General features: G+C 46.9%; 11 protein-coding genes, 1 tRNA gene, 1 other RNA gene and 1 pseudogene. 5 read left to right on the top strand and 9 right to left on the bottom strand.

What is annotated here, in order from left to right:
* Position 1 precedes the first annotated feature (1 nt).
* From DYC63_RS07475 to ssrS, 5 genes are all read right to left on the bottom strand, one after another.
* On the bottom strand, positions 2 to 820 hold the full coding sequence (locus tag DYC63_RS07475; RefSeq protein WP_115218651.1) for an ATP-binding protein: 819 nt from the start codon (positions 818 to 820) through the stop codon (positions 2 to 4).
* A 52-nt stretch (positions 821 to 872) separates the two neighbouring features.
* On the bottom strand, positions 873 to 1163 hold the full coding sequence (gene hpf / locus DYC63_RS07470) for a ribosome hibernation-promoting factor, HPF/YfiA family (protein ID WP_115218650.1): 291 nt from the start codon (positions 1161 to 1163) through the stop codon (positions 873 to 875).
* A 245-nt stretch (positions 1164 to 1408) separates the two neighbouring features.
* Positions 1409 to 2290 (bottom strand): alpha/beta fold hydrolase, encoded by an 882-nt coding sequence (locus DYC63_RS07465; protein WP_115218649.1) that lies wholly within the window; start codon positions 2288 to 2290, stop codon positions 1409 to 1411.
* 1 nt (position 2291) lies between these two features.
* Entirely contained in the window at positions 2292 to 3341 is a 1050-nt protein-coding gene (locus tag DYC63_RS07460) for an NADP(H)-dependent aldo-keto reductase (protein ID WP_115218648.1), read from the bottom strand.
* A gap of 206 nt (positions 3342 to 3547) precedes the next feature.
* A non-coding RNA gene (ssrS, locus tag DYC63_RS07455) (6S RNA) lies at positions 3548 to 3729 on the bottom strand.
* Positions 3730 to 3941: 212 nt separating this feature from the next.
* Here ssrS and DYC63_RS07450 point away from each other — a divergent pair.
* Positions 3942 to 5807 (top strand): TonB-dependent receptor domain-containing protein, encoded by a 1866-nt coding sequence (locus DYC63_RS07450; RefSeq protein ID WP_115218647.1) that lies wholly within the window; start codon positions 3942 to 3944, stop codon positions 5805 to 5807.
* Between the two features lie 15 nt (positions 5808 to 5822).
* Positions 5823 to 6776 carry an ABC transporter substrate-binding protein gene (locus tag DYC63_RS07445; protein WP_115218646.1) on the top strand — a complete coding sequence of 318 codons (954 nt, stop codon included), beginning with the start codon at positions 5823 to 5825 and terminating at the stop codon, positions 6774 to 6776.
* 46 nt (positions 6777 to 6822) lie between these two features.
* Here DYC63_RS07445 and DYC63_RS07440 read toward each other — a convergent pair.
* A pseudogene (locus DYC63_RS07440) lies at positions 6823 to 7900 on the bottom strand (IS30 family transposase).
* Between the two features lie 448 nt (positions 7901 to 8348).
* Here DYC63_RS07440 and DYC63_RS07430 point away from each other — a divergent pair.
* From DYC63_RS07430 to DYC63_RS07420, 3 genes are all read left to right on the top strand, one after another.
* Positions 8349 to 9116 carry a transporter substrate-binding domain-containing protein gene (locus DYC63_RS07430; protein ID WP_115218645.1) on the top strand — a complete coding sequence of 256 codons (768 nt, stop codon included), beginning with the start codon at positions 8349 to 8351 and terminating at the stop codon, positions 9114 to 9116.
* 84 nt (positions 9117 to 9200) lie between these two features.
* Positions 9201 to 9959 (top strand): substrate-binding periplasmic protein, encoded by a 759-nt coding sequence (locus DYC63_RS07425; protein ID WP_172459453.1) that lies wholly within the window; start codon positions 9201 to 9203, stop codon positions 9957 to 9959.
* A 240-nt stretch (positions 9960 to 10199) separates the two neighbouring features.
* Positions 10200 to 11528 (top strand): aminopeptidase P N-terminal domain-containing protein, encoded by a 1329-nt coding sequence (locus DYC63_RS07420; protein ID WP_115218643.1) that lies wholly within the window; start codon positions 10200 to 10202, stop codon positions 11526 to 11528.
* Positions 11529 to 11709: 181 nt separating this feature from the next.
* Here the strand turns inward: DYC63_RS07420 and DYC63_RS07415 are convergent, their stop codons facing one another.
* From DYC63_RS07415 to DYC63_RS07405, 3 genes are all read right to left on the bottom strand, one after another.
* The gene (locus DYC63_RS07415) at positions 11710 to 11913 is read right to left on the bottom strand and encodes a hypothetical protein (protein WP_147284943.1); all 204 of its coding nucleotides are present in this window, start codon (positions 11911 to 11913) and stop codon (positions 11710 to 11712) included.
* A gap of 84 nt (positions 11914 to 11997) precedes the next feature.
* Positions 11998 to 12084, bottom strand: a tRNA-Leu gene (locus DYC63_RS07410).
* A gap of 92 nt (positions 12085 to 12176) precedes the next feature.
* A complete protein-coding gene (locus DYC63_RS07405) occupies positions 12177 to 13310 on the bottom strand; it encodes a cysteine desulfurase family protein (protein ID WP_115218641.1) in 1134 nt (377 codons plus the stop codon).
* Positions 13311 to 13490: the final 180 nt, after the last annotated feature.

The raw sequence follows: 13490 nt of genomic DNA, 5'->3' as shown, positions 1-13490 counted from the left end.
CTTATCCTCTCTGTTCTTGATAAGCGCGGCTTAATAAAGCCAAAAATTCATCGGCGTTGCGACAAGCCCAAACGGCTTTGACCGGCAGTAAAACACCGTATTGCGCCGCTAAAGCGCGATAATTCTCGCGGCGGTGGCGCAGTAATTGCGGACCGACAAAGCGCAAAAAGTCGTCGCTGTCAAAATCATCGGCATGCCTGATACCTGTTTTAGCGCCGTATTGCTCGACCATCTGCGCCAGAAAATCAGGATGATAGCAAATCGGTTTGGGATATTTTGCCGCACGGGCTTCCAATTCTTGCTGCAAATCCTCATCCGCATCCAGATAGACCAGCAAAGTGCGCTCGGCAATAAAATTCATCAAAGCGCCGTCGGCGGCGTATTCGCCCAAACTGCCGCCGGCATCATTGATAAACCATGCGGCTTGATGACGCGCGCGCGCCAAGGGCATAAAACGCTCGATATCGTACATCGCCTGCTTTTCCGCCGCCGCAAAGGCTTGCTGGCGCGCGCAAAATTCCTGATAAGGCAATCCCTGCCGCCCGATTTTACCGATATAGGCGGATAAGACCGCCAATTGCTCAATCCGCACTTTTCCGCCAATTTGCAAGGCATCGCGCGCCAATAAGGCGGCAAATATCGGCACCGTCGCGGCAATAGCCGCCAGCCAATCGCTAATTGCTTCGTTTAAATAGCGCGTGGCAATGCGGTAATCGCCCGAATAATGGTACCAACCCGCCTGTTGCAGCAAATGGCTCAGCGTGGTTTTGCCGATGCCCGAATGACCGAGCAGGGTAATGGCTTGATGGGGAATACTCATGATGTCTCTGAAAAAATAAAAGGCATACGCCTAAGCGTATGCCTGTGTTTGATTAATGCGCGTCGGCTTTGTTTTTGATTTTTTGCAGCTGACGCTCCAGTTTTTCCTCTAACAGGCTCAGGGCTTGATACATATCTTCATGCCGTGCATCGCCGTGCACATCTTTGCTGCCTGCAATGTGAAGCGTTGCTTCGGCAAGTTTTTCGTGCTTTTCCACTTGCAAGGTAACTTGGGCGCTAGTGACATGTTCGTTCACCTGCTCCAAACGCGTCAGCATGGCTTCCACTTGTTCGCGCAGCGCATCACTAATGTCTAAATGTTTACCTGTGATATTAAATTGCATGGAAAACTCCTTTCATCTAGTTTGCAGACCATCTACACTGCTGACAGTAGCAAATCTTGCGCAAGCCTGCAAGCATTCACAGGCGCTGATGCTTAAGCTCTAAAGACTGTATCCGTAAATTCAAGAAAAGAAAGCCTTGGGGCTTATGAGGGGTTAATCGCATTAATCTGAAACACTTCAATATGCGCATATTCAGGCATCGCCAATAATGCTTCTCCGCTGCGAGAATACTCGACTCTAGAGCCTCATATATTATCCATATTCATTTCTAGCGGACGGCTGCGCCAAAATTCCCGTAAACAGGCGGCTACCGCCAAAGGCGCATCCATATGCACATGATGCACACCCGTCAAACGCTGCACTTGAATATCACGCGTCGCGGCGTAACGCGGCGGCAAAAACGCCCAATGCGGCGCATAGCCCTGCTCGGCTTCAATCATCAAGACGGGGGCTTCGATCGCTTCAATAAAGCTCATCATCTGCGCCTCGCTCAATAGGTTGGGCTGCCAAATGCGCAAGCGGCGATCGCTTAAAAAGCGGTAGCCTTCATAGCCTTTGCTGGTATTGCGCGAGAGCAGCAAAGCCGCATTTTCCGCCCGCATCTCGCCTGCGCTCAAACGCGCCCGCATCAGGGCGTCAAAATCTTGATAGACTTTTTCGGGACGACTTTGCATATAATCCAATTGCATCAGATTGTTGCGAAAACGCTGCGGCAACGGTTCATCATCGGAAACGCTCGCCACGCCATACAATTCGATGCAGGCCAAACGCACCACGCGCTCGGGAAAAGCGCCTGCCAATAAGGTCGCCACCGCCGCGCCCATAGAATGACAAAGCAAATCCAAACGTTGAATACCCAGATAATCCGCCGCCAAAATCACATCGCGCAAATAATCGCTGAAATGATAGCCGCTGGCACGCGGGCGATGGGCGCTATGCCCGTGTCCGGCAAAATCTAAAGCGATAATCGTCAGATCATCTTGTGCCAAAGCATCCGCCAAGGGCGCAAAGCTCATGGCATTATCCAACCAGCCGTGCAGGGCGAAAACGATATGCCTGCCCTGCCCGAAGCGCAATCCCGCCAAGCGGATATGCGGCAAATCAATAACAATTTCTTCGCCTCGCATTTTAGGGACAAGGATTGCTGATATCGGCATGTACCGCATCAATCGCGGCTAAAGTATCGGCACTTAAACGCACTTCATGGCTGGCAATATTTTCCGCCAATTGCGTCAAATTGGTCGCGCCAATGATATTGCTACTTACAAATTGACGCTGATTGACAAAAGCCAATGCCATCGTAGCCAAGCTCAATCCTGCCGCTTCGGCAATAGCGGCATAGCGTTCCACCGCTGCAAAAGCCTGCGGTTTGGTATAGCGCACAAAGCGATCAAACTGCGTCAAACGCGCACCCTCCGGCTTAGCGCCGTGGCGATATTTTCCCGATAACACACCGAATGCCAAAGGCGAATACGCCAATAAACCCGCCTGCTCGCGGATAGACATTTCCGCCAAACCCACTTCATAGCTGCGATTGAGCAAATTATAGGGATTTTGCACGCTTACCACCGGCGGCAAGCCCTGATTCTCATGCAAACGCAAATACTGCATCAATCCCCAAGGCGTCTCGTTCGACAAACCGATATGGCGGATTTTTCCGGCTTGCTGCAACTCCTGCAAGGTTTCCAAAACTTCCACAAAAGGCGTTTCCTTTCCCGTATCTTGCACGGCATCAAAATCCAAACGCCCGAAGCAATTTGTCGGACGCTCCGGCCAATGCAATTGATACAAATCCAAATAATCAGTTTGCAAACGCTTTAAACTGGCATTACAAGCCTCATGCAATTGCGCTTTGCTGAAATTCGCACCGCCGCGGATATAGTTTTGATTGTCATTGCCGCGCGCAGGACCGGCCGCCTTGCTGGCTAAGACAATATCATCGCGCTTGCCGCGTTTTTTCAGCCAATGACCGATGATTTCTTCCGTACTGGCATAAGTTTGCTCGCGCGGCGGCACCGGATACATTTCGGCGGTATCAATAAAATTCACCCCATGCGCCAAGGCATAGTCCAATTGTTCATGCGCCTGCACCAAAGTATTTTGCTCGCCCCAAGTCATCGTGCCTAAGCAAATTACGCTGACTTCGATATCGGTCTTTCCCAATCTCCGCTTTTCCATTTTTCCTCCCAATCAAGGTGTTATAGTTTCTTCAGATTAAAATGAGACAATTAAAATTTTCAACATATTGAAAAATATTTCAATATGTTGTTTTAAGGCGTATCATTTTAATCTGAAGAGACTATAATACGCCGCCTGCTGCCGCAGCAAAGCAAGCGTGCAATAAAAAAGCCACTTGTCGTATCAAGTGGCTTTAAGAATTAGGAGGTGCAACCGTTATGGCCGTTCTTACCATATGCCCTTGAACCGAGGAGGTTCAAGTGGGTGTCTCTGCTCATCTTTGGGCTTCCTGCTCGAGGCAGGCTTGCTCGCCCGACTGCGTCTAACTCCCAGGCAAAATGCAATTAGGGTCAAGGGGTCTTTGGAAACACGCGCCTAACAGCAGCACCATGCGCACACTATATGCCAAATCCCCGATGCTGTAAAGCCCAAATAACAACAAATTTTTACATTTTTCATTTCTTTGCCGCTGACCATTTTGTCTTTAAAAATCATTTTTATTTTTAAATAGATAGAAAAAATTATGCTCGGACTTGATATAAATCATGCGAATATTAAACAGAATGTTTATCATTTGATAAACAATTTCAAGGAGAGACTATGCGTTTACTTACTTATTTACCGCTGCTAGCGGTATCCGCTGCCATGGCGGAAGAAGCCTTAAACCTTGCCAGCGCAGAGCAATACGGCATGCAGCTTAGCTTTGCCCCGCCGCCGATTATCACGCCGCAGACGGATTTCCTTCAACCACAGGAATTGCAATTCGACTATCTGCCTGCTTGGAGCCATGTCGGCGTGGCGCAAGACGTCGCCGGCAATATTGAGCGGCCTTTCCATACCGCCGCAAGTGTAAGCGCGCATGGCAATACGCAAAGAATGCTATACCGCCAACGCGGCGCCAATGCCTATGTGGTCGCGCAGGCATACCGCCAAGAACTCAAAGATTATCAAGACGGCAACGGCAATTCCGTCAATGCCGGCTATAAACGTGACGGACAAATGCTGATGTTCGGCTTCGTACCCGACAGCAATCAAGAATACCGCCTTGGCGCTATCCGCGACAATATCCGTGATGACAAACAACCTCAGCATAATATAGATGCGCTCGACACGCGTCGTAGAGTTTTCACTGCCGGCGCAAAAATCGGTGCGCAAGACCAAAGCAATACCTTTAATTTCAATATCCGCCATGTGGATTTGGCGCGTTCCGCCAGCAATTTCGACTTGCGAACGCCGGCAAACCCCAATCAGCGCATCAAAATGGAAATCGACCGCCAACGCTTATTCCTTGATGCCGACTACCGCCTGCAATACGACGAACACCGCTCACAATTCGGTCTGAAATACGAGCATGACGAACATCAAGCCGAACGTTTTCTCATCAATCCGATGGGCGCAGCGCTGCGCAACGCCTTCCGCTTTCCAGACGTACACAGCGAACGCTTCCATATTTTCTACGACCATATCTGGCAAATCGCGCCTGAACATCGCCTAAGCGCCGGTATCAGCTACGATCATTTAACTGCCGATCCCAGAGCGCGAAATACCGCTACGGCAACACCCGCGCCAAATAATGTCTGGTTTATGCATTACGGCAAGCGCGTAGATGACAAACTCACGACCGACGGCGTCGGCGTCGCGGTAGCTTATGAATTTGCGCCGAACGAACAGCATAAATACCGCATAGCACTGGACAGTCTGATTCGTCAACCTGACAATACCGAACGTTTTCATGCTCTTGTCGGACAAAATGGTCTCGGCTGGATTGGCAATCCCTTCCTTGAACCGGAACGCCATAACCGCCTAAGCCTTAGCGGACAATGGCAGGGCAGCGCTTGGCGCGATTACGGCAAAATTGCCGGCGGCGACGCGGCAGAGGCTTGGCAAATCAAAGCCAGTATAGACTATGACAAAGTCAATAATTTCATCACCCTAGACCGCATCCGCCGTCCGGCTATGCCGCTAAATGGCAATATCATCAGCCGCAATGTCGATGCCACCCTCATCGGCGCGGAACTTGAAGCCGCCAAGAGCTTTAGCCACAATCTCGCTGCGCGCGCCAAAATCCGCTACCAATACGGCGAAAACGACAGCGACAAACGTCCGCTCTACAATGTACGCCCACTTACAACCGATGTCGCCCTTGATTGGCGGGATTACACCGCCTTCGGCAGCTACAACCTCGGCGCAAACCTGCATTATGCCCATAAAAGCAAGCGTCTGGACAGCAATCGCGCCGCAGGTCTTGGCTTTGACAATCCCAAGCATTATCAAAGCTATGCTGCGGTAAACCTCTACGGCGGACTGCAATGGAACGACCGCTTTGCCCTCAGCGCCGGCGTAAACAACCTCTTTGACCGCCAATATTACGCCTTTAACGAGCAACCGCACGTTGCCGCGCAAAGGCCAATCGCCGTCGCCGCCCCCGAACGTACCTTCTGGCTCGGCTTTAACTTCAATTTCTAAATCAGGAGACAAACGATGAAACGCCGTCATTTCCTAAAACTCGGCAGCGCAGCCGCTGCTGCTAGCATCTTACCGCTACACGCCCAAGACAAGCTCACCCTATGGGGGCCGCCGGTCAGCCCGACCGTTCTGCTTGCCATTGCCGCACAAATGGGCAAAGCGAAAAACATCCGCCCCTTTTCAGTTAAAAGCTGGCTCAGCCCCGATCAACTGCGCGCAGGCTTGGTCAGCGGCAGCATTCAAGCCAGCATCGTACCGAGCTACGTTGCCGCCAATTTGCGCAACCAAGGACAATCCGTCCTGCTGCACAACATCATGACCAGCGGACTGCTCTCTATCATGAGCAAAAACAGCCCGCTCGGCGAAGCGACACAACTTATAGGACAAAAAATCGTCATGCCTTTTAAAGGCGACATGCCCGATTTAGTCATGCAAATCCTCTGCAAACGCGAAAACATCACACTCGGCGATATCACCTACACCGCCACGCCGCCCGAATCTGTAGGACTCTTCCTCAAACAAGACTTCCCTTACGCCCTTCTGCCGGAACCGCTTGCCAGCGCCTCTATCCTACGCGGCAAACAAGTCGGCATTAGCGTCGAACGCGGTATCGTATTGGACACATGGTGGAATCGCAGCTTCGGCAGCAGCAAAGGTATACCGCAGGCAGGTTTAATGATTTCCGAAACATTTGCCGCTGAAAACGCCGAATTCCTTGCCGCACTCGATCAAGACCTGCTGGATGCCGTCGATTGGGTCGCCGCCAACCCGAAAAGCGCTGCGGAAATCGCCGCCGGCTACATGCCCGCCCCCGTCCCTGCGCTGCAACAAGCCCTACCCCATTCGGGCTTAATGGCGGTCAGAAGCACGCAAATGCGCGAAGAAATCCTCCATTTCTTCCAAGAACTCTACAACCTCAATCCTAAAATCATCGGCGGCGGCGCACCCGATACCGCCTTAATTGCTTAAGACAGATAAAAAGCCGCTTCAAAGCGGCTTTTTATTACTTGAATTGTCAAACCAAGTGCAATACTTTTTTAAAGTAAACTTCATAAGGTGTTTTCCAGCCTAAACACTTTCTCGGCCGTAGATTTAATTTGTCAACGACCGATTGAATATAATCATCGCTCCACCGGTTTATATCCTTTTGCTTGGGGAAAAACTCCCTGAGCAACCCGTTTGTATTTTCATTTGTCCCCCTTTGCCACGGCTGATGCGGCTCGGGGAAATAAAAGGCTGCGCCTAATGTTTGCGTAACTAAACTATGTTTGGCAAATTACTTGCCTCTATCCGGCGTAATTGACCGTAATTTATGCGGTGTAAGCAGGGTTATCATCGCCTCTTTAACCAACAATGCTTTTTTGCCTGCAAGCTTTTTCATCAACTCAAAACGGCTTTTGCGTTCCGTCAAAGTAAGCAAACAGGCACCGCCTGCGACACCCAATACCGTATCCGCTTCCCAATGTCCGAAACGGTTGCGGTTTTGCGCTGAAATCGGGCGTTCCTCCAATGTATGCGAAATCGTGATTTTTCCACGCTTTTCAAGATGATTTTTCTCCGTCTTGTTCTGCCTTTATGGCGTAATTTTCGGCTTGCTTTGCCTTCGCTGATATCTAGCCAACCTTGATGAATCGCGCGGTAAACCGTATTGAAACTGATCGATAAATCAGATTTTTCAAATTCTAAGCGCTTGCTGAGCTGTTCGGGCGACCACTTGCCGTCTAACACCTTGCTTTGCACCAAATGACGATATAGTCAAAGAATTGAAAAACTATTACGGCGTTGGCTCGCCTTGCCGTACGCTCTTGTACTGTCTGCGGCTCGCCGCCTTGTACTACTTTTTCACTTCTCCGACTATATTCCGCCCGTTTTAATTTGGGTATCGCTTTGCACTTTTTCCGATGCTTTTGATAGCTGCTGTGCGCCGAACTCGCTCGATATACTTTGAGTGCATGCCTTTTTAGCTCACGGGAAATGGTGCTGCAGCTCCGCCCTAATTGTCGGGCAATCTCGGACTGTTTTTTGCCTTGAGCGAGCAGAATCATTATGCTTTCCCGTTCTGAAAGTGTAAGATGTCGGTAAGAAGCGTTCATTTTAGAGTCCTTTTTTGTTGGGGAACAAAATGATACTCTATTATGAATGCTTCTTTTTTTTGCACTTGGATTGTAAATTCAAGCTCAAAAAAACTTGATTCTATACGGATGATACCGTATGATTGCCGCACAAAAGACATGAAGTATTTTGTGAAAACAGAAATTTTTTCTCATTTCTTTCCCCCTAATTTGCCGTACTTCACCATTTAAAGTACGGCTTTTTTTTTTGCAAGAATTCTACAATTTAAGTTTCTCCAGTTAAATTTCTTGGAATTTTTCTCTAAAAAACTTATACAATCTTTTTATTAACAACAGGGTAAATACATATAATAAAAATATCAAATCAAAGATAATAGTTTATTTTTTCATCTTATATATAATACAAATGCTGCAAGTATGAACTTAGCGGCTATATGATTAATTTTACCTATCTTAAATCGAGAATAAAATGTTATATCTTAAAAAACTAAGTAAATTTGCTGCAATAACTCTTGTCAGCACTTGCTTCAACGCTGCAATACAAGCAGAAACTTTAAAAATGGGCGTAAACCATAAGGCTCCGCCTTACATCTATATTGATGAAAAAGGTGATTTAACGGGATTTACTATTGAACTCGCTAAAGCGATTGGTAAAGAAGCCGGCTTCGATGTAGAAGTCGTAGCCTTACCCTTTGTATCGGTTATCAAGGCTATGGAAAATAAAGAAATCGATATCATTGGTCATATGTATAGTTCTGCCGAACGCGCTAAAATTTACAATTTTGTAAATAGCTATGACGATCAATTTAAATTTATTCGACTAAAAGATAGAACTTCTGCAGATTTAGTCTCGCCTTTGAACGAGAATACCAGAGTCTCTGTTATTGAGGGTTCGCCTCAATTTAAAGAATTGCAAGCAATGAAATCACAAGATTATCCTACAATCGAAATCCGTGATTTAGACACTAACTTCCTAACATTTAAGGAATTATTTCAAAAAAAATCTGATATTATGTTCGCACCTATTTCTGAAATAAATTCATTACGCAATAATTACAAAGAATATGAATTTCAAATTTTAGACATACCTAGCCAGTATTCGCACATTCAAGCAACTTCAATCAATTACGCCACCCGCAAAGAAGAAGAGGCTTTGCACGAGCGCATATCAAAAGGTTTTGAAATTGCTAAATCTAATGGCGTGTATGATGAATTAATTAAAAAATACAATTTATAATTTTTATCAATGATATGGTATTTAAACTGCATCATTGATTTTTACATAAAAATCTCAATTTTATCTTATGGTTGCAAAATACTAATGAAAAAATTAAATACATACGCCGTCATTGCTATAACAGCTATTTGCTTTAATACGTCAGCACAAGCAGAAATCTTAAAAATGGGCGTGAATCATAACGCCCCTCCTTATATCTATCTTGACGGAAACGGTCATTTAACCGGTTTTACCATCGAATTAGCAGAAGCTATCGGTAAAGAAGCCGGCTTTAATGTAAAAGTCGTTCCGCTGCCTTTTGCATCCGTATTGGCAGCAATGGAAAATAAAGAAATTGATATTATTGGTCAAATGTATGGTTCTGCCGAACGTGCTAAAATTTATGATTTCATTAATAGTTACAATGATGAATTTAAATTTATTCGCTTGAAAAATAAAGTACATGCCAAGCCGGCAGCGGTCTTAAGCGAAAATACGAAAGTTGCGGTTATTGAAGGCTCTCCGCAATTCAAAGAATTGCTAACTATGCAAAAACAAGATTATCCCAGCATTGTCATTCGCGATGCCGATACGAATTTTCTAGCATTTAAAGAATTATTTCAAGAAAAATCAGAAGTTATGTTCGCCCCGATTTCCGAAATCAATTCATTGAGAAATAATTATCAGCAATATGAATTTGAAATTTTAGATATTCCTCCGCAATATTCACATATCCAAGCAATTTCAATCAATTATGCCACCCGTAAAGGTGAGGATGATTTGCATCAACGCATTCTCAAAGGCTTTGAAGCGACTAAGGCAAGCGGCGCTTATACCGCCCTGCTTAAAAAGTACAATTTATGATGCAACCAAATCATACCGCTATTTATAGTTGAAGAATTGAAAAAGTATTATGGCATTAGCTCGCCTTACCGTACGCTCTTGTACTACTTCTTCACTTCTCGACTATAACACAGCGGCTTTTTATTTACGTTTGCAATAATCTCTTTTATTGAAACCCTTTTTTGATACTCGTATAATCTTGACGTTTTGTAGATTGGCTACCGATTATTTTTTTATTTTAAATCATTTATGTAGGTTTTTATGATTCAAGCTGTGATTTCCTCTGCAAGTTTTGCAGAACGCCGCCAGCGTTTACTCTCTCAACTGTCTGAAGGTTCGGTCTTGGTATTGTTTGCCGCGCCGGAGGCTTTGCGCAACGGCGATGTGCATTATCCTTTCCGTCAAAACAGTTATTTTTGGTATCTTACCGGTTTTCCCGAGCCTGATGCGATTGCTGTGCTGCGCAAACAGGGCAATGGGGTGCATTACACGCTGTTTAATGCGGTTCGCAATCCCGAATTGGAGATTTGGCAGGGCAAAATTATCGGACAGGAAGGCGCGCTGGCAGATTACGAGGTCAATGAGGCTTATCCTCTTGAAGAAGCCGCACAGCGTTTGCCCAAACTCTTAGCGGACAGTACGAGAATTTATTCCGTTTTAGGTGTCAATTCCGCCAATGACCAACGCCTAAGCGAGTTACTGCGCGAAGTTCATCGTCTCACGGGACGCGGGGGAGCACCGATTGAGGGTTTGTTCGATATCCGCCGCGAGCTTGACGAAATGCGCATGATTAAATCGATTGAAGAACAAAATCTTCTGCATGAGGCGGGGCGTATTTCCGCCGCAGGACATCGCGCCGCCCTACTCGCCGCACGTCCGGGAGCCTATGAATATACCGTGCAAGCCGCGCTTGAGGCGGAATTCCGCCGCCATCAAGGCTGCCATTGGTCATTTGCGAGCATTATTGCTTCCGGCGCCAATGCCTGCTGTCTGCATTACCACGATAATAATGCGCCGCTTAAAGACGGAGAATTGATTATGGTGGATGCCGGTGCGGAATTCGGCGGCTATGCGGGCGATATCAGTCGTACCGCGCCGATTAACGGCAAATTCAGCCGCCAGCAACAGGCGCTGTATGAAATCGTTCTTAATGCGCAAAAAACCGCGATTGCCAATGCCCGCGCCGGCATTCGCCATCTCGATTTGCACCGCCAAACCAGTATTTTGCTCATGCAAGGCATTATTGATTTGGGCATTGTGGACGGCAATGCGGAAGAAATGGTCGATAGCGGTGAAGTCAAACGCTTCTATCCGCACGGCACAGGGCATTGGTTGGGCTTAGACGTGCATGATGTCGGCATTTATAAAATTGACGGAGAATCGCGCATTTACCGCCCGAATATGGTGATTACCATTGAACCGGGCCTGTATTTACAGGCAAACGATACGACGATTGAGGAATCTTGGCGCGGCATCGGTATACGTATTGAAGACGATATTATCATTACTGAAGGCGAGGCTGAAGTCACCACCGCCGACGTGCCGAAAGAAATCCGCGAGATTGAGGCTTTACTAGCCGAGCGGCGCTAAAAAATATAGTGCTCGGATAAGTGGAAAAGCAATATCGCTAGTAAGCAAGGCAAATAATAACGTCGTTTTTTCCACTTATCCGACTACAAGAAGATATAGAAAAATAAAATCAATTTTATCATTAAAAAAGCGGTAACAACCGCTTTAATTTATTGAAATTTAATTCACAAATTTTTCAAAATTACTTTGCATAACGACTTGGATAATTCTGACGCAGAAACATATCGTAGTTTGCTTTACTTGCTTCGCTGAGTAAGGTTTCTTTCATTGTTTTGGCTTCTCTGGGATTTCCGCCTTTCGCTTCAAAAGCCGAGATTGCTTTTTCTAACTGCTCTTTGCTGCTATCAATCCCAAGGCCTAGCACGACATAATAATCCGCCATCATAATACACACCCCGCTATTGCTTTTTGCATTTAAGATTTTTTCAACAATAAAAAAACAGCAAATAATTTGCTGCCCTAATAAATTTGGTGCCTAAGAAGAGACTCGAACTCTTACGGTGTCACCACCGGCGGATTTTGAATCCGCTGCGTCTACCAATTCCGCCACTCAGGCTAAGTGAGAGGCGCATTATAGGCGTTTTTCAGTCAATAGCAAGCGGATTTTTGATTTTTGCACTTAAACTCGTCTAAGCATTTTTAATTTCATCATATTTTCTTTGCCGCTTTTCGCAATTGAGCGAATAAATCGGCAAGATAGGCACCCGCTGTGTCAATATCCTCCATGCGTGTGTTACGCCCGAAACTCAGGCGCAAACTGCGTCGTGCCAAAGCCTCGTCCAGCCCCATGGCTTGCAAAACGTATGAAGACGCCAGATAAGCCGAAGCGCAGGCAGAACCGTTTGAACAAGCGATTCTCTCTATCAGACCCAATACATTCTCTTCGACAATGCCATGCAGGCTCAGATTCACATAATGCGGCGCGCCGCCGAACTGATGATTGCATTGCACATAGGATAAATCCAAATGACTCAGCAAACGCTGGCGCAGACATGCTGCGTGCTGCCAATCTTGTTCGCGCTCAAGAGCAGCAAGATACGCCGCCTCGCCCATACCGACAATTTGCGCCGTCGGCAATGTGCCGCTGCGCAAACCCTGCTCTTGAGCGCCGCCGTGCATTTGTGCCAACAATCGCAAATCTGTGCGCCGCCGCTTATATAAAACGCCCGCGCCTTTAGGCCCGTAGGCTTTATGCGCGGACAAACTCAGCAAATCAATCGGTATTTCTTGCAGATTGATTGCCACCTTGCCCAAGGCCTGCGCGGCATCTACATGTAAAAACACGCCGCTTTGCCGACAGATTTCCGCAATCCCTGCAATATCCTGAATAAAGCCCGTCTCATTATTGACCCACATGATGCTTACTAAGAACGTATCGGCGCGGATGGCATCGGCTAAGGTGTCCAATTCCAGCTGTCCGTCGGGACGCACCGGCAAATAACTGAGCGCAAAGCCGCGCCGTTCTAAGGCACGCGCACTTTCTAACACGCTGCTATGCTCTGTCGCTGCCGTGATGATATGTCCCTGCCCTTGCGCTTCAGCCAAGCCTTTAATCGCCAGATTATTGGCTTCTGTCGCGCCGCTGGTAAAAATCACTTCCGCCGCTTGGGCGCAAATAGCTTGGGCGATTTGTTTTCTTGCTTTTTCCACCGCCTCTTCCGCCCGCCAGCCGTAGGCATGAGCGGAAGCGGAATTGCCGAATTGCTCTTTAAAATAAGGCTGCATGGCGGCATACACCCGATCGTCAAGCGGGGTTGTAGCGGCATAATCCAAATAAATCATTTAGTTACTCACTTTGATTTGCTGTGAAAGTGCTGTGCAATGATAGATAATTTTTGTGCAATAAGTAAATTTTTTCTACATGACTTAGACAAGACTTATGATAAGCTAGGCATGAGGCAAATTAATAAGTAAGGCTTAATAAAAGTCACTCGCATTTCATCGAAATGCGGCAAAAAACTA

Origin of the sequence: Suttonella indologenes (genome assembly GCF_900460215.1) — a bacterium.
Lineage (GTDB): Bacteria > Pseudomonadota > Gammaproteobacteria > Cardiobacteriales > Cardiobacteriaceae > Suttonella > Suttonella indologenes.
This window is presented reverse-complemented; position numbering and strand designations above follow the sequence as displayed.